The organism is Brevundimonas sp. 1080, assembly GCF_040545985.1.
GTDB lineage: Bacteria > Pseudomonadota > Alphaproteobacteria > Caulobacterales > Caulobacteraceae > Brevundimonas.
The window spans coordinates 936,474-953,174 of sequence record NZ_JBEPMW010000002.1; the positions used below are offsets into that span (position 1 = coordinate 936,474).

General features: G+C 67.1%; 16 protein-coding genes. 10 read left to right on the top strand and 6 right to left on the bottom strand.

Annotation, left to right across the window (positions count from 1 at the left end; genetic code table 11):
* The first annotated feature begins 19 nt into the window (after window positions 1–19).
* Window positions 20–1,828, top strand: coding sequence for a DUF885 domain-containing protein (locus ABIC32_RS09920; protein ID WP_354074040.1), 1,809 nt, complete (start codon window positions 20–22; stop codon window positions 1,826–1,828).
* Here ABIC32_RS09920 and ABIC32_RS09925 read toward each other — a convergent pair.
* From ABIC32_RS09925 to ABIC32_RS09935, 3 genes are read right to left on the bottom strand one after another with little or no spacing between them, the layout of a single operon-like run.
* Window positions 1,825–2,733: an NAD(P)/FAD-dependent oxidoreductase gene (locus tag ABIC32_RS09925; RefSeq protein WP_354074041.1), complete on the bottom strand. Its 909-nt coding sequence runs from the start codon at window positions 2,731–2,733 to the stop codon at window positions 1,825–1,827. The two genes, ABIC32_RS09920 and ABIC32_RS09925, sit on opposite strands and share 4 nt — an antisense overlap.
* Window positions 2,730–3,878, bottom strand: coding sequence for a DUF1176 domain-containing protein (locus tag ABIC32_RS09930; RefSeq protein ID WP_354074042.1), 1,149 nt, complete (start codon window positions 3,876–3,878; stop codon window positions 2,730–2,732). The genes ABIC32_RS09925 and ABIC32_RS09930 overlap by 4 nt, the downstream gene beginning before the upstream one ends.
* Window positions 3,875–4,087 (bottom strand): hypervirulence associated TUDOR domain-containing protein, encoded by a 213-nt coding sequence (locus ABIC32_RS09935; protein ID WP_017506660.1) that lies wholly within the window; start codon window positions 4,085–4,087, stop codon window positions 3,875–3,877. Before ABIC32_RS09935 ends, ABIC32_RS09930 begins: the two co-directional genes overlap by 4 nt.
* A gap of 308 nt (window positions 4,088–4,395) precedes the next feature.
* Here ABIC32_RS09935 and ABIC32_RS09940 point away from each other — a divergent pair, with 308 nt between their 5' ends.
* The 3 genes from ABIC32_RS09940 (at window position 4,396) to ABIC32_RS09950 (ending at window position 7,038) form a co-directional block, all read left to right on the top strand.
* Window positions 4,396–5,616, top strand: a complete 1,221-nt coding sequence (locus ABIC32_RS09940; protein ID WP_039246750.1) for an NADP-dependent isocitrate dehydrogenase — start codon at window positions 4,396–4,398, stop codon at window positions 5,614–5,616.
* A gap of 244 nt (window positions 5,617–5,860) precedes the next feature.
* Window positions 5,861–6,433 (top strand): DUF2939 domain-containing protein, encoded by a 573-nt coding sequence (locus ABIC32_RS09945; protein ID WP_354074043.1) that lies wholly within the window; start codon window positions 5,861–5,863, stop codon window positions 6,431–6,433.
* A 50-nt stretch (window positions 6,434–6,483) separates the two neighbouring features.
* Window positions 6,484–7,038 (top strand): DUF2939 domain-containing protein, encoded by a 555-nt coding sequence (locus ABIC32_RS09950; protein WP_017506657.1) that lies wholly within the window; start codon window positions 6,484–6,486, stop codon window positions 7,036–7,038.
* Window positions 7,039–7,421: 383 nt separating this feature from the next.
* Here the strand turns inward: ABIC32_RS09950 and alaS are convergent, their stop codons facing one another.
* The 3 genes from alaS to ABIC32_RS09965 all read right to left on the bottom strand — a co-directional run bounded on the left by alaS (window position 7,422) and on the right by ABIC32_RS09965 (window position 11,843).
* Window positions 7,422–10,067 (bottom strand): alanine--tRNA ligase, encoded by a 2,646-nt coding sequence (gene alaS, locus ABIC32_RS09955; RefSeq protein ID WP_354074044.1) that lies wholly within the window; start codon window positions 10,065–10,067, stop codon window positions 7,422–7,424.
* A 269-nt stretch (window positions 10,068–10,336) separates the two neighbouring features.
* Window positions 10,337–11,197, bottom strand: a complete 861-nt coding sequence (locus tag ABIC32_RS09960; RefSeq protein WP_354074045.1) for a pirin family protein — start codon at window positions 11,195–11,197, stop codon at window positions 10,337–10,339.
* Window positions 11,198–11,249: 52 nt separating this feature from the next.
* The gene (locus tag ABIC32_RS09965; protein WP_354074046.1) at window positions 11,250–11,843 is read right to left on the bottom strand and encodes a hypothetical protein; all 594 of its coding nucleotides are present in this window, start codon (window positions 11,841–11,843) and stop codon (window positions 11,250–11,252) included.
* Window positions 11,844–12,049: 206 nt separating this feature from the next.
* Between ABIC32_RS09965 and sdhC the strand changes: the two genes are divergently transcribed.
* Genes sdhC through ABIC32_RS09995 form a run of 6 tightly spaced genes read left to right on the top strand, consistent with a single transcriptional unit; the run spans window position 12,050 to window position 16,694 of the window.
* Entirely contained in the window at window positions 12,050–12,514 is a 465-nt protein-coding gene (sdhC, locus tag ABIC32_RS09970; RefSeq protein WP_354074047.1) for a succinate dehydrogenase, cytochrome b556 subunit, read from the top strand.
* Window positions 12,511–12,915, top strand: a complete 405-nt coding sequence (gene sdhD, locus ABIC32_RS09975; RefSeq protein ID WP_091751999.1) for a succinate dehydrogenase, hydrophobic membrane anchor protein — start codon at window positions 12,511–12,513, stop codon at window positions 12,913–12,915. Before sdhC ends, sdhD begins: the two co-directional genes overlap by 4 nt.
* 7 nt (window positions 12,916–12,922) lie before the next feature.
* A complete protein-coding gene (gene sdhA / locus ABIC32_RS09980; protein WP_017506651.1) occupies window positions 12,923–14,707 on the top strand; it encodes a succinate dehydrogenase flavoprotein subunit in 1,785 nt (594 codons plus the stop codon).
* A gap of 1 nt (window position 14,708) precedes the next feature.
* The gene (locus ABIC32_RS09985; RefSeq protein WP_055755116.1) at window positions 14,709–15,503 is read left to right on the top strand and encodes a succinate dehydrogenase iron-sulfur subunit; all 795 of its coding nucleotides are present in this window, start codon (window positions 14,709–14,711) and stop codon (window positions 15,501–15,503) included.
* 53 nt (window positions 15,504–15,556) lie between these two features.
* A complete protein-coding gene (locus ABIC32_RS09990) occupies window positions 15,557–15,877 on the top strand; it encodes a 2Fe-2S iron-sulfur cluster-binding protein (RefSeq protein WP_354074048.1) in 321 nt (106 codons plus the stop codon).
* A gap of 1 nt (window position 15,878) precedes the next feature.
* The gene (locus ABIC32_RS09995; RefSeq protein ID WP_313446217.1) at window positions 15,879–16,694 is read left to right on the top strand and encodes a kinase; all 816 of its coding nucleotides are present in this window, start codon (window positions 15,879–15,881) and stop codon (window positions 16,692–16,694) included.
* Window positions 16,695–16,701: the final 7 nt, after the last annotated feature.

A 16,701-nucleotide genomic window follows, 5' to 3' on the forward strand; every position in this document is an offset into this window, starting at 1 on the left:
GCCCTTTGAGAGTTGCCGCATGATCGATCGTCGCCGACTTCTGCTGACCGCCGCCGCCACGGCTGCGGTCGCCCCCGCCGCAGCGAAGGCCAAAGCCCAGACCCAGACGACCGCTACCGATGCGCGCCTGAACAGCCTGCTGGACGGCTGGTTCGAAGCGGACATCGACGAAAATCCGGAGGGTGCGACCAACCTTGGCCTGGACCGCGGCGCGCGGGCGGCGCTTTCGGCAAAACTCAGCGAAGCCGGGCCGGCCGCCATCCGCAAGGATCGTCAGAAGGCTGTGAGCCGCTGGGCGCAGTTGGACGCCTTCGACCAGAGCGGCCTGTCGCCGGCCGGGGCGCTGAACTACGCCATCGCGGCCTTCGGGGCCGAGACGACCGCGCAAACGGCGCGCTTCGACTACGGATCGGGACCGGGACGGCCGTCGCCCTATACCGTGACCCAGCTGTCGGGCGCCTATTTCAGCACGCCCGACTTCCTCGACAACCAGCACCGGATCGAGGACGCGGCGGGCGCCGACGCCTTCCTGTCGCGGCTGGAGGCCTTCTCCAGCGTGCTGGAGGGCGAGACGGCCAAGATTCAGGAAGATGCGGGTCTGGGCGTCATTCCGCCGGACTTCATCATCGACCGGATGCTGCCGCAGATACGCACCCTGCACGACACGCCCGCTGCCGATCTCGCCATGCTGAAGTCTTTGGCGCGCAAGACCGCCGGGCTGAACCTGACCGGTTATAACGTCCGCGCCGCCGCTATCGTCGATCAGAAGGTCAAGCCGGCCCTAGCCGCCCAGATCGAAGCTTTCGAGGCCCTGCGCCCGCGCGCCACCCACGAAGCCGGGGTCTGGCGCCTGCCTGACGGCGAGGCCTTTTACGCCGCCGGGCTGAAGGCCAATACGACCACAACTTTGACGGCCAAGGAAATCCACGCGCTGGGTCGCGAACAGGTCGCCGAGATTAGCGCCGAGATCGACGCCATCCTGAAGGCGCAGGGCTATACGCAAGGCACGGTCGGGGAACGCATCCAGGCTCTGAACAAGGAACCCGCCCAACTCTTCGCCAATACCGATGCGGGCAAGGCCGAACTGTTGGCCTGGCTGAACACGCTGGTCGCCGATCTGGAACCGAAACTGCCCCAGGTGTTCGGCCGTCTGCCCAAGTCCCACGTCGAGATCCGGCGCGTGCCGGTCTCGATCCAGTCGGGCGCGCCGGGCGGTTACTATCAGGGACCGCCGCTGGATGGATCGCGGCCGGGCGCCTACTACATTAACCTGCGCGACACCGGAAACTGGCCGCGCTTCGCCTTGCCGACCCTGACCTATCATGAGGCGTCGCCGGGGCATCACCTTCAGGTCGCGTTGCAGCGCGAGTCCGGCGAACTGCCGCAATGGCGACGGGCGGGGGGCTTCTCGGCCTATAATGAAGGCTGGGCCCTGTATGCCGAGGCGGTGGCGGCTGACGATCTGGATGTCTACGCCGGTAATCCATTGGGCCGGGTCGGCTTCCTGATGTCCTATCTGTTCCGGGCCGTGCGATTGGTTGTGGACACGGGCTTGCATTCCGAGCGCTGGAGCCGTGAACAGGCGGTCGACTATATGGCGGCCTCGGGCGCCAAGCCGTTGGATGCGTCCAACAGCGAGATCAACCGATACTGTGTCTGGCCCGGCCAGGCCTGCGCGTACAAGGTCGGCCACACCGTCATCGCACGGCTGCGCAAAGAGGCCGAAGACCAGCCCGGTTTCGATCTGCGGGCCTTCCATGACAAGGTGCTGGAGAACGGATCCTTGCCCCTGGCCGTCCTCGAACGCGTGGTCCGAGGACAGGCCTAGTCGGCGACGGTCAGGCCGTCGGCCTGGCGCAGGCGGTTGTGGATGTCGGTGGCGGCGACGGCGGCTTCGGCGGTCGCGACGGCGATCTGGTTGAGGCCGCGCACCACGTCTCCGGCGGCATACAGGCCCGGCACGCTCGTGGCCTGGTGCAGATCGACCTCCAACCGGCCGTCGTCGGCCAGACGCGCGCCCAGCCCCCGGGCCAGTTCGGCGTTCGGCGATGTGCCCAGCGCCGAATAGACCAAATCAAATGCGCGGCTCTGGCCGGCGTAACTCAGGGCCGTCACCCGGTCGTTCTCGATGTCGATCGCGTCCAGCGACGCCAGGATCAGTTCGACGCCCAGCCGTTCCAGTTCGTCACGCCGGCTGAGCGCGTCGGGCGCGCCTATATGGATCAGGGTCACACGGTCGGAATAGGTGCGCATGAAGGCGGCCTCGCGCGCGCCCTTGTCGCTTTGGCCGATGATGGCGACAGCCTTGTCGGTCGCCTCATAGCCGTCGCAGATGGGACAGATGCGGACCAGCGCCTTTTGCACCGCCGCTTCAACGCCGGCCAGATCCGGATGGTGATCGACGACCCCGGTCGCCAACAGGACGGCGCGGGCGCGAACGACGCGGCCATCCATCTCAGCGACGAAGCCGTCGCCGTCGTGGGTCAGGCGCTGGACGCGACCCGGTTCGACGACCGCGCCATATTCCTCGGCCTGTTCGCGCATCCGCATCAGGATGTCCGCGCCGGTGATGCCGGCCGGAAAGCCCGGCATGTTGTGGCTGAGCGGGATCCAGCAGGCGCGGGGCGCGCCGCCATCCACCACCAGGGTCCGCCGACGAAAGCGCCCCAGATAGGTCGCCGCCGTCAGACCGGCCGGGCCCGCGCCGATGATCAGAACCTCCGGATCGGTCACCGCGTGCGCCAAGTGACAGGCCAAAGGTCGGACGGCACGCCAGCGCATTCGCCCATCACGCTTTCCTGCGTCAGGGTGAAGCCCTGTCCCGTCCAGGCCCAGGTCTGCGCCGCGCCGCAATCCCCGATGCCCCGCGCCTTGGCGAAGGCCGATAGGGTGCGGGTCTTGGGATCATAGGCGCCGTTGACGGTCGCGTTGTCCGGCATGACGGGATCGGAACCCGGCCCTTCCGATCCGGCGAGGATCGCGGGCCGAGGGTCGCGACCGCCCGGTCCTGTCAGGTACCAGTTGTGGGTGACATTGTAGGCGCCCGATCCGCAGGGCACGGCCCACAGCTCGGTGCGGGCGTCCAGCCGGGCGGACATGACCATGTCGCTGACAGCCGGCATGGCCGACTCCTTGAGGCAGTCGCCGACCTCGGTGCGGGCGCGCAGCGCGGCGGGCACCTTCTGGCTCTGATCGCCGAACCCAGCCTGATCGACGGCCGGAGCGGGGGTGACGATCGGCAGCGGCGGCGCGATCGGCACAAGGGCGGCCGGGCGGTCGCCGCGTCGGATCAGGGCGGTTGGCGTATCCAGACGTCCCTGCTTCTCATCGATCCACAACAGGGCGGCGGCGGCGCCGTGCAGCGAGACCTCCTGGGTCGAGGCGCCGCGAATGATCATGACCTTGCCCTGGGCCAGGGCGTCGAGGGCGGCGCGAGCGCCTTCGCGGATTTCCCCGATCGGCGTCTCGACGTTGCTCGCGTCGCTGAGCACGGCCGGATAGGCGCGGCCGTCGATGGTCAGGCTGAGCGGCTCAGCAGCCTTGGCGTCGCCGTCGGGCCAATAGCCGAAGAGGATTTGCGGCTGGGCGTCCGGACCGGGCGCCAGGGTGATGCGGACCCAGCCGGCGGCGAACTCGGGCGCGAAGCCGAAGGCCCAGCAGGTCCCGTCGTTACCGCAGGTGGCGCTCCAGTCCCGGAAGGTCTTGGTTTCAGGGCGGATCTGCAGCACCGGCGCGGCGGCGGCGGGCGCAGCAGGACGGGCGGCCTTGGTCGCGGCAGGCGTCTTGGCCGCATCCTTGTCTCCGCATCCGGCGATGGACAGCGCAGACAGGACAAGGGCCGAAAGGGCGACGCCGCGCCACAGGCCTTTCGGGGTCATGCCTTCTTCAACTCCGACGGCTTGTGCGCCGCGCGAGCGCCGGTCTTGGCGCTTTCAACGATATACTCCGGATTATCCTTGGAGGCCGCAACCTTGTGGCCCTTGATCTTGGTTTCCGAAGTGACCTTCTTGACCACCTTGCCGGTCGTGGTGCCCTGGCTGTGGTCCCACTTCACCTTGTCGCCGGCCTTGAACGTCTTTTCTGACATGACGATGACTCCTGCTGTGTCGCTTCCTGTTCAGCGATCAGCCTGCGCATCAGTTCCGCGTCGATCACGGGCGGCGCCTCGCAGAAGGTGACGATCCAACGATCCACCAGCTGGCGCTCTTCTTCCGTCATCCTGCCGTCCGTCTCTGTTGCTGGGCCCAAGAGAAGTCCGGGCTGGCCAAAGGGTTCAGGAACGATCTGCGTTATTCCGGGCGGCGACGACGGGCGGCGGGGTTTGCGCGGGCGCGCGGCCTCGCTATACCGCCGCCACGACATTCCCTTCCCCACAGTCACAGGCGGACCGCACGCATGGCCAAGATCAAGGTCGAAAACCCCATCGTCGACATCGACGGCGACGAAATGACCCGCATCATCTGGCAGATGATCAAGGACAAGCTGGTCTTCCCGTTCCTGGATCTCGAGCTGGACTACTACGACCTGGGCATGGAGCACCGCGACGCCACCGACGACCAGGTGACGATCGACGCGGCCCACGCGATCCAGAAGCACGGCGTTGGCGTGAAGTGCGCCACCATCACCCCAGACGAAGCCCGCGTGCAGGAGTTCGGCCTGAAGAAGATGTGGAAGTCGCCGAACGGCACCATCCGCAACATCCTGGGCGGCGTGGTCTTCCGCGAGCCGATCATCTGCTCGAACGTGCCGCGCCTGGTTCCGGGCTGGACCCAGCCGATCGTCGTCGGCCGTCACGCCTTCGGCGACCAGTACAAGGCCACCGACTTCCTGATGCCCGGCCCCGGCACCCTGACGATCAAGTTCGTCGGCGAGGACGGCGAAGTGATCGAGCACGAGGTATACAAGGCCCCGGGCGCCGGCGTGGCCATGGCCATGTACAACCAGGACGCCTCGATCCGCGAGTTCGCCCACGCCAGCTTCGCCTATGGCCTGCAGCGCAACTACCCGGTCTATCTGTCGACCAAGAACACGATCCTGAAAGCCTATGACGGCCGCTTCAAGGACCTGTTCCAGGAAGTGTTCGACGAACACTACGCCGCCGAGTTCAAGGCGCGCGGCCTGACCTATGAGCACCGCCTGATCGACGACATGGTCGCGGCAGCAATGAAGTGGTCGGGCGGTTTCGTCTGGGCGTGCAAGAACTACGACGGTGACGTGCAGTCCGACGTCGTGGCGCAGGGCTTCGGCTCGCTGGGCCTCATGACCTCGGTCCTGATGACGCCGGACGGCAAGGTGCTGGAGACGGAAGCCGCCCACGGCACCGTGACCCGCCACTATCGCCAGCATCAGAAGGGCGAGGCCACCTCGACCAACTCGATCGCCTCGATCTTCGCCTGGACGCGCGGCTTCAAGCACCGCGCCAAGCTGGACGGCAACGCCGCCCTGGACCAGTTCGCCGACACCCTGGAGAAGGTGGTCGTGGACACCGTCGAGGCCGGCTTCATGACCAAGGACCTGGCGCTGCTGGTCGGCGACCAACAGGGCTGGCTGACCACCGAGGGCTTCCTCGACAAGGTGGCCGAGAACCTGAAGACCGCTCTGCCGGACGTGGGGTGAGGATAAGGGGAGCTGGAACGTCACGAGGCGTCCGGCCCCCTCCACCGCTTCGCGGTCCCCCTCCCCCGATGGGGGAGGAGACGTCCTCAAGCAGCGCGAAGCGCGGTAGGACAAAGAAGACGTCCTCAAGTAGCCCGAAGGGCGGTAGGACAAAGAAGAATGGCCCCGTCGGATCGCTCCGGCGGGGCTTTTCGTTGTGTGATCGGCCGGGGCGTGCATGATCGGCGGTAATGAGGATGCGTTCGTGAAGCGGCTGTTCGGAAACCTGGTGCTGGCGGCGGTGGTCGTGGCGGTGCTGTCCTTCTTCGCGGCGCCCGCGGTGGCCTTCTTCGCCATTCGGTCGGCGGCCGAGGCGAACGACGTGGCGGGGCTGGCGCGGCTGATCGACTTCAACGCCGTGCGCCAGTCGTTGCGGCCGCAGCTGGCGGGACGGCCCGAGGCAATGGCGCCTGCGCCGTCCTTCCTGGAAGACCCCATCGGCGCCTTCCGGCGTCAGATCGAGCAGAACCCGATCCTGCGCCAGCCGGATGTCGACGCCTATCTGACGCCGGCCGCGCTCACCGCCCTTCTGAAGGGTGAGGGCCGATACGCCAGCCAGCGCACGTCGGCGGGCGTGGCGCCGGCCTCGGAGCGCAGCCGCAAGCCCTGGCCCAGCCCCGCCTACTGGAGCGTCAATCGGGCGCGGATGGCGGTGACGGATCAGGGCGGGTCGCGCACCCTGTTCACCTTCGAGCGGCGCGGGCCGTTCGAGTGGAAGCTGGTTCACATCGGCCTGCCCGACGGGACGGCCCCGGCCGTCACCGTCACCCCGCGATAAACCCGGCAACCGACGCCGCCCAGCCTGCGTTGGCTTTCCAAGGAGACGACATGAGCCGCAAGATCATTACCGGAGCCCTGATCGCCGTCGTCATCGGCGTAGTCGTCGCCCTGTTCGTTTCACCCTTCATCGCCGCCCAGGCGCTGGTGCGGGCCGCGCGCACAGGGGATGCGGCCGGGCTGGAGCGGCAGGTGGACTTCCCGGCGTTCCGCACCAGCCTGAAGAGCGAGCTGAACGCGCGCGCGGCCCTGGAAATCCGCAATCGGACCAAGGGGGACACCGGCCTGGCGGCGCTGGGCATGCTGCTGGCCCCGTCGCTGGTCGAAGGCGCGGTCGACAACTTCGTCACGCCGCAAGGCATCGCCGCCATGGTCCGCTCCGGCGAGACGCCCGAGCCGGAACGGCCCGTGCCCGCTGACGACACGCCGGCGGTGGACAAGGACAAGATCCGCCAGTCCTGGGCCTATCGCGGGCTCAACACCTTCGCCGTCACCCTGACGCGCGACGACCGGCCGGACGATGCGCTGGTGCTGATCATGGAACGCCGGACGCCGTTTACCTGGAAGCTGGCCGGGGTCGATCTGACGCCCGACCCGATGGGTTGAGACGGTCGGGGACAAAAACACCGTCTAAAGTGTCTAATTCGTCTGATTGGACGGCGGGGCGCAGATCAGAAAGTGAGTGCAATTGGTGCGCTTTGCCTTGGGTGCGCGGCCTCTTCTGTGGTGAGCGGAGAGTATAGGGCCGGTGTAGGGACCGCTCAGGAAGCGGACGCTGCTGCCGGTTAAGCCGCTGAACTGCAAGGCTGTCAGGTTCGAAATTGCGATGGATTACCCTCTCCCATTGGGTGAGGGCTTGAGCGCACGAACGCGCAGCGTTCGTACTTGCGCGAAAGGGTGAGGGTCGACTGGTGCGACATGGTCCGCCGGCCGACCCTCATCCGGCCCTTTGGGCCACCTTCTCCCAACGGGAGAAGGTCATCGTATTTTTACGCCAGCGCCGCACGAACCGCCGCCAGGCCGTCTTCGGCCTTGGAGCCGTCGGGGGCGCCGCCCTGGGCGAAGTCGGGTTTGCCGCCGGCGCCCTGGCCGCCCATGGCGATGACGGCGGCGCGGGCCAGGTCGGCGGCGTTGACGCGGTCGGTCAGGTCGGAGGTCACGGCGACGGTGACCGCCGCCTTGCCCTCGGTGACGCCGATCAGGGCGACCACGCCGGTTCCGACCTGTTTCCTGAAGTCTTCGGCGACGCCGCGCAGACCCTTTCCGTCCACGCCGTCCAGCACGCGGGCCATCAGTTTGACGCCGTTGATCTCCTCAGGCGCAGACGACGCGCCCGAGCCGCCGCCCAGGGCCAGTTGTTTCTTCAGCTCGGCGACCTGTTTCTCCAGCGTCTTGACCGAGGCGGTCAGGCTGTCGACGCGGGCGGGGACGTCGGCGGTCTGGGCCTTGAAGCTCTGGGCCAGCGAACGGGCGACGCCGGCCTGGGCCAGCAGATACTGACGCGCGGCCTCGCCGGTCAGGGCCTCGATGCGGCGCACGCCGGCGGCGACGCCGGTTTCCTGAACGATCTTGAACAGGGCGATGTCGCCGGTGCGGGCGACGTGGGTGCCGCCGCACAGTTCGACCGAATAGGGGACGTTGTCGCTGACCAGCGAGCGCCCCAGCGTCAGCACGCGGACCTCGTCGCCGTATTTCTCGCCGAACAGGGCGATGGCGCCGGCCTCGATGGCCTCTTGCGGGGCCATCAGCTTGGTTTCCGCCGGGACGTTCTGGCGGATGACGGCGTTGACCTCGGTCTCGATGGCCGACAGTTCGGCCTCGGTGAGCGGGGCGCCGTGGCTGAAGTCGAAGCGGGCGCGCTCGGCGTCGACCAGCTGACCCTTCTGGGCGACTGCGGGGCCGAGCACATTCTTCAGCGCCGTATGCAGCAGGTGGGCGGCGGAGTGGTTGGCGCGGCTGGTGCGGCGTTTTTCAGCGTCCACCAACTGGGCCGCGCGGGTTCCGATCTCCAGCTTGCCGGCCGTGACCTGGGCCACCAGGACGTGCAGGTCGCCGGCGTGTTTACGTACGTCGATGACCTCGGCCTCTCCGCCCGGCCATTCCAGCGTTCCGTGATCGCCGGCCTGGCCGCCGCTTTCGGCATAGAAGGGGGTAGTGTCGAACAACACTTCGACGATGTCGCCGGCCTCGGCCGTTTCGACCGGCGCGCCGGCGTTCATCAGGGCCAGGACCTCGCCCGAGCCTTCGATGTTGTCATAGCCCGTGAAGACGGTCGGCCCCATCCGGTCGCGGATCGCCAGCCATTCGTTGGTGTTGGCGGTCTGGCCCGAGCCCTTCCAGTTCTCGCGCGACCGCTGGCGCTGCTCAGCCATGGCGGCCTCGAAGCCGTCGACATTGACCGAGAAGCCGCGACGACGGGCCTCATCCTGGGTCAGGTCCAGCGGGAAGCCGTAGGTGTCGGACAGGGTGAAGGCCGTCTGGCCGTCCAGCATGTCGCCGGGACGGAAGCCCTGAACCGCCGTGTCGAACAGGGCCATGCCGCGGCCGAGCGTGGTGCGGAAGCGGATCTCTTCCTGCTTCAGCGTATCCTCGATGAAGGGCTGGGCGCGGGCCAGTTCGGGATAGGCGTCGCCCATCTGGGCCACCAGGGTCGGGACCAGACGGTGCATCAGGGGGTCGGCGGCGCCCAGCAGGTGGGCGTGACGCATGGCGCGGCGCATGATGCGGCGCAGCACATAGCCCCGGCCTTCGTTCGACGGGGTGACGCCATCGGCGATCAGGAAGGAAGACGAGCGCAGGTGATCGGCGATGACCCGGTGGCTGGCGGCCTGATCGCCGTCCGACTTGGTCGAGGTGGCGTCTTCAGACGCGGCGATCAGGGTCTTGAACAGGTCGGTTTCGAAGACCGAATGCACGCCCTGGAGCACGGTGGTCATCCGTTCCAGACCCATGCCGGTGTCCACGCTGGGCTTGGGAAGGTTGCGAACGATCTGATCGTTCTCCTTCTCATACTGCATGAAGACGTTGTTCCAGATCTCGACGTAGCGATCGCCGTCCTCGTCCGGCGAACCGGGAGGGCCGCCCGCGATCTTGTCGCCGTGGTCCCAGAAGATTTCAGTGCAGGGACCGCACGGACCCGAGTCGCCCATGGCCCAGAAGTTGTCCGAGCCGGCGATGCGGATGATCTTGTCGTCGGAGAAGCCGGTGACCTTTTTCCAGATCGCGGCGGCCTCGTCGTCATCGATATAGACGGTGACCAGCAGGCGTTTGGGGTCCAGGTCGAAGTCCTGGGTGACCAGGTTCCACGCCTTCTCGATGGCGTGTTCCTTGAAGTAGTCGCCGAACGAGAAGTTGCCCAGCATCTCGAAGAAGGTCAGGTGGCGGGCGGTGTAGCCGACGTTGTCCAAGTCGTTGTGCTTGCCACCGGCGCGGACGCATTTCTGCGAGCTGGTCGCGCGCGGATAGGGCGGCTTGGCGGCGCCGGTGAAATAGTCCTTGAACGGCACCATGCCGGCATTGACGAAGAGCAGGCTCGGGTCGTTCTGCGGCACCAGCGGGGCCGAATGGACCTTGGCGTGGCCGTCCGCCGCGAAATAGTCGAGGTAGGTGGCGCGGATCTCGTTCAGGCTGGGCATATGCGGTCTTCGGCTGGGGCGGTCGCTAGGAACCGGCGTCATATAGGGTTTTGGCAGGGAGCGCATCATCTGCGCGGGGAGAGGCGCGCGCCCCAGAGAAGACGATGTCTCCTCCCCGCTTTGCGGGGAGGGGGACCGCGGAGCGGTGGAGGGGTTGTGCCGCCTCACGTCCCTTGATCAGTGACGCTCCGAAGAGCCCCTCCGTCACGGCGCTGAAGAAGCGCCGCGCCACCTCCCCGCAAAGCAGGGAGGAGACGAAAGCGCCCGCTTCACACCCTCGGGGGCGGGCCGAACTTGCCGGACTGGTAGTCCTGGATCGCCTGGATGATCTCGTCGCGGGTGTTCATGACGAAGGGGCCGTGGCTGAAGACCGGCTCGCCGATGGGATCGGCGTGGCCCAGGAGGACGACGGCGTCGGTGGTCGCCGTGATCTGAACCGCATCGCCGTCGGACAGGGCGGCGAGGTTCCATTGCGGCACGGGGGTTCCGGCGACGGCGATCTCGCCCTTGACCCCATAGAGGAAGACATTGCGGCCGGGGGCGACGGGCGTCTCGAACGTCGCACCGACGGGCAGGCGCACGACCGCCAGATGGATGTCGATCAGGGACTGGATCGGCGCCTTCACACCCAGCCAGTCGCCGGAGACCGGCTCGACCGTGACGCCGGCCTCGGTCGTGAAGGTCGGGATGTCGGACTTCTGCAAACCGATATAGTCCGGCCTGGTCATCTTCAGCCGCGACGGCAGGTTGACCCACAGCTGAAGGATCTCCATCGGCCCGCCGTCGCGCTTGAAGGCGGCCGGGGACAGTTCGGCGTGAATCAGGCCCGAGCCGGCGGTCATCCACTGGATCCCGCCCGCCTTGATGATGCTCTCGCCGCCGCCGGAATCGTTGTGGGCCAGCTCGCCGTCCAGAATGAAGGTGACGGTCTCGAAACCCCGGTGCGGGTGCGGGCCGAACGGCAGGCCGGCGTTGCCCGGCGCATAGGTCTGGGGGCCGTGGTGGTTCAGGAACAGAAAAGGATCGATCTGGTCCACAACGGGGCCGGGCACCGGACGGCGGGTGGTCAGGTCGCCGATGTCGTCGCGATGGGCGGGGTGCAGGCGAAGAACGGAACGAGGCTGGGTCATTCGCTACATATAGGGTGGCGGATCGGCGCTGGCGAGATCACGGGCGGCGAGATCAGCCTGAACGGGTCGCCGTGACAGGACGGGCGCGGCCGTCCTGAACCCATTCTCCGGCCCAGCCAGTCGCCGCCGCATGCAGACGCAGTTCGCCCTCTGACAGAGGGATGACGACGACCTCGCCCTGGGTCGAAACCGGCCCGGCGAAGCCCATTTGGTCGACCCCGGCCGGCGCATCCAGACGTCGCCAGGCGCCTTCGACCCGACGGCCCTCGCCCCGGTCGGTCAGGGACAGCGACAGCAAGGGGCTTCCGTCCGGCTGGGCGATGCGCCAGCGGCCGTCCAGCGGGCCCATTCCGGCTTCGGCGTCGATCGCGGCCTGGGCCACGCCCTGGTCGTAGGTGGTCTGGCTGTCGGAGGGGCTGAACTCATAATCGCCGGCGTAGTCGTCGACCGCGACGGGGGCCGTCAGAGGACGGCGATGCAGGTCGATCTCGCCATCCCCCTCTGCCGTTTCGCGCCCGAAACGGGACGGCGGCTGATAGGGGCGAACGGCCGGCGCGCGATAGGTCTCCGGCGTCGCGTCCAGAAGACCGGTCGTCTGAATGGCGGGCTCCAGGGCGACGGCGGACATCAAGGCGAGCAGCAACATGAGCCCACCCTGCCAAATCGTCTGGCGCGTCGCCTAGCCGTCGATCGGGCGCTGAACGCAAACGTGATCCGTCGTGATGGAACCCACGTAAACCGCACAATCCGTCGATCTGGGGGTCTGTGCGTTGACACCGGCCCCACAGGGTCACAAAAGCCTTCGCAACCGCACACGGCGATTGAATTCATTCGCTTTTGAGAACCATTCGCATGAACCAGCCCAACCCGACGCCGGGTGGCGCCTCAAGCGACCGGACGGGTCGCTTCGTCACTCAACCGAACGGACATATCGCGCCGCTGTCGCCCCACATGGGCGTCTGGCGTTGGCACGTCACCATGACGGCCTCGATCCTGTTTCGCGCGACGATCATCGCCGCCACGGTCGGCGTGCTGTTCGTCCTGGCCTGGCTGGGCGCGCTGGCGTTCGGGCCCGAAGCGTTCCAGAGCGCACTCGATCTGGCCGGATCGCCGCTGGGCCTGCTGGTCTTCTTCGGTCTGACGGTCGTGCTGTTCTCCTTCATCCTGAACGGCGCTCGCCACACCTATAACGACACCGGCAACGGGCTGACGGTGAAGTCGGCGACCGCCCTGTCGAACATCGCCGTTTGGGGGCCGATCCCGATGGCCGTGCTGTTCTGGATCGTGCTGTTCGCCACGGGGAGGGTTTCGCTGTGAGCGGCGCCGCAAAGTTCAAGAACAACGTCAAGGTCTCCGAGCGTCACGGCGCCGGCGAATGGCTGATCGAGCGCATCCTGCTGGTGGCCCTGCTGCCGCTGGGCCTGTGGGTCGCCTCGACCGGCTTCACCCTGGCGGGCGCCGGCTATGACGCGGCGATGGCCTGGTTCGCCAATCCGCTGAACGCCGCCCTGATGGCGATCACCGCAGTGATCTTCTTCGGCTACGTCAGCCTGGCCTGGAAAGTCATTCTGGAAGATTACGTGCCCAGCGTCGGAACGCGCGGCCTTCTCGTCCTGCTGCTGAACGTCGTCTTCCTGGTGCTGGCCGCCGCCAGCGTCTTCTTCATCGTGCGGCTGGCGCTGGGTTCGGCGCCGCTGCCCGCTGGTTTCGGAGCCTGATTAACTGATGGCCGCTTACGAACTGATCGATCACGAATACGACGTCGTCGTCGTCGGCGCCGGCGGCTCGGGCCTTCGCGCCGCGCTCGGCGCCGCCCAGCAGGGGCTGAAGGTCGCCTGCGTGACCAAGGTCTTCCCCACCCGCTCGCACACCGTCGCGGCCCAGGGCGGCATCTCCGCCTCGCTCGGCAACATGGGCGAGGACAGCTGGCAATGGCACATGTACGACACCGTCAAGGGGTCGGACTGGCTGGGCGACCAGGACTCGATCGAATATCTGGTCCGTAACGCGCCCAAGGCCGTTTATGAGCTGGAACACTGGGGCGTGCCCTTCAGCCGCACCGAAGAAGGCAAGATCTATCAGCGCGCCTTCGGCGGCATGACCCGCAACTTCGGCGAAGGCCCGGTGCAGCGCACCTGCGCCGCCGCCGACCGCACCGGCCACGCCATCCTGCACACCCTGTACGGCCAGTCGGTGCGCCGCGAGGTGAAGTTCTTCGTCGAATATTTCGCGCTCGACCTGATCATGCAGGACGGCGCCTGCACCGGCGTGACGGCGCTGCAGCTCGACAACGGTCAGCTTCACCAGTTCCGCGCCAAGATGGTGGTTCTGGCGACCGGCGGATACGGCCGCGCCTATTTCAGCGCCACCTCAGCCCATACCTGCACCGGCGACGGCAATGCGATGGTGCTGCGCGCCGGCCTGCCGTTGCAGGACATGGAGTTCGTGCAGTTCCACCCGACCGGCATCTATGGCGCCGGCTGCCTGATCACCGAGGGCGCGCGAGGCGAGGGCGGCTATCTGACCAACTCGGAAGGCGAGCGCTTCATGGAGCGCTATGCGCCGACCGTGAAGGATCTGGCGCCGCGCGACATGGTCTCGCGCTCCATGACCATCGAAATCCGTGAAGGCCGCGGCGTGGGTCCGAACAAGGACCACATCTTCCTGCACCTGGATCACCTGGATCCGAAGATCCTGCACCAACGCCTGCCGGGCATTTCCGAAAGCGCCAAGATCTTCGCCGGCGTGGATGTGACCAAGGAGCCGATCCCGGTCCTGCCGACCGTCCACTACAACATGGGCGGCATCCCCACGAACTATCACGGCGAAGTCCTGACGCTGCGCGACGGCAACCCCGATAGCGTGGTCCCGGGCCTGATGGCCGTGGGCGAGGCGGCGTGCGTTTCGGTGCACGGCGCCAACCGCCTGGGCTCCAACTCGCTGACCGATCTGGTGGTGTTCGGCCGCGCCGTCGGCCTGCGCTGCGGTGAAGTCGTCGACAAGGCCTCGGCCGTGCCGTCGGCCTCCAAGGCCCAGACCGACCAGCACCTGGCCCGCCTGGACCGCTTCCGCTACGCCGACGGCTCGACCCCGACCGCCGAGCTGCGTCTGTCGATGCAGCGCGCGATGCAGGCCGATGCGGCGGTGTTCCGTACCGGCGAAACCCTGCAGCAGGGCACCGACAAGCTGCGCGCCATCGAGGCGGCCGGCGCCGACATCAAGACCACCGATCGCGGCCTGATCTGGAATACGGACCTGGTCGAGACGCTGGAGTACGACAACCTGATCGCCCAGGCGATGGTGACGATCGAGGGCGGCCTGAACCGCACGGAGTCGCGCGGCGCCCACGCCCGCGAGGACTATCCCGATCGCGACGACGTCAACTGGATGAAGCACACCCTGGCGTGGAAGCGTCCGGGCGAGCAGGTCCAGATCGATTATCGTCCGGTCCACAACTACACCATGTCCGACGACATCGCGTATATCGAACCGAAGGCGCGGGTTTACTAAGATGGTCCAGCTTACTCTCCCCAGAGGCTCCAAGCCGACGACCGGCAAGGTCCACAAGGCCGCGCCGGGCTCTAAGGACGTGAAGACCTACAAGGTCTATCGCTACGATCCGGAGACCGACGCCGATCCGCGCTGGGACACCTATGAGGTGCCGACCGGCGACCACGGCCCGATGCTGCTGGACGCCCTGATCCACATCAAGAACACCATCGATCCGACCCTGTCGTTCCGGCGCTCGTGCCGCGAGGGCATCTGCGGCTCGTGCTCGATGAACATTGACGGGCGCAACGCCCTGGCCTGCACCAAGGGCTGGGACGAATGCGCGTCCAACAACATCACCATCTCCCCCCTGCCCCACCAGCCGGTGGTCAAGGACCTGGTGACGGACCTGAGCCTGTTCTACGCCCAGTACGACTCGATCCAGCCGTATCTGCAATCGGACGAGCCGGACCCCGAGAAGGAACGTCTGCAGACCCCGGCCGAGCGCGAGAAGCTGGACGGCCTGTACGAGTGCATCCTGTGCGCCTGCTGCTCGACCTCGTGCCCCAGCTACTGGTGGAACCAGGAAGAATACCTCGGCCCGGCGGCGCTGCTGCAATCCTATCGCTGGATTTCCGACAGCCGCGACGACGCGACCCAGAAGCGTCTGGACGACCTGGAAGACCCGTTCAAACTGTATCGCTGCCACACGATCATGAACTGCGCCCAGGTCTGCCCCAAGGGTCTGAACCCGGCCAAGGCCATAGCCGAGACCAAAAAGCTGATGGTCGCGCCGAGCCGCAAGAAGGCGGCCTGAGTATCCGGCGCCGGGGGCCTTGCCTCCGGCGCCGCCTCGTTTAAGAGCGGCGCATGGCCAGCATCACCTATATCGAGCATGACGGAACCGAGCACGTCGTCGACGTGAAGTCGGGGCTGAGCGTCATGGAAGGCGCGATCCGCAACAATGTGCCGGGCATCGACGCGGACTGCGGCGGGGCCTGCGCCTGCGCGACCTGCCATGTCTATGTCGACGACGCCTGGGGCGAGGCGACGGGCAAGCCGTCGGCCATGGAAGAGTCGATGCTGGACTTCGCCGAAGAGGTCGAGCCGAACAGCCGCCTGTCGTGCCAGATCCGGGTGTCGGACGCGCTGAACGGCCTGATCGTGCGGTTGCCGGAAAACCAGCACTGAAATGATCGACGCGGGGCTGATCGACCAGATCGGCCGATGGATCGACCAGCGCGCCGAGGCGATGGGCCAAGACGGTCCGCTGCCGATCCTGGGGATCGCGGGATCGCAGGGTTCGGGAAAATCGACCCTGGCCAAGGCCGTCGCCGAACGGTTCGGCGGGGCGAGCCTGTCGCTGGACGACATCTATCTGACGAAGGCGGAGCGGGCGGCGATGGCGGCGCGGGTGCATCCGCTGTTCGCCACGCGCGGGCCGCCGGGGACGCATGACCTGGGGCTTTTGAACCGTTTGCTGGATCGGTTGCAAGCGGCCGGGCCGGACGATCTGACGCCTCTGCCGCGTTTCGACAAGCTGGCCGACGACCGGGCAGCCGAGGCGGACTGGCCTGTCGTGAAGGGTCGGCCGCGGGTCATTGTGCTGGAGGGATGGTGCCTCGGCGCGACGCCGCAGGCCGAGACGGATCTGGTTGCGCCGATCAACGCCCTGGAAGCCCGGCAGGACATCGGAGCCGAATGGCGCAGGGCGGTCAATGATGCGCTGGGTCAGCCTTACGCCCGCCTGCGCGCGCGGCTGGACGCCCTGATCTTTCTGAAGGCGCCGGGGTTCGATGTCGTGCTGGACTGGCGCTGCGAGCAGGAGGCGGGATTGATGGGGCAGGACGACGTATCGCTCGAGCGACGCGCGGCCCTGGCGGTCTTCATCCAGCATTATGAGCGCCTGAGCCGGCATATGATGACGGGCGGCGTGGAGGCCGACATGATCGTCGCTCTGGACCGGAAACGCGGGGTTCGCAGCCTTGAAGGCGGGCTTGGCGCCTGAGCCGCAT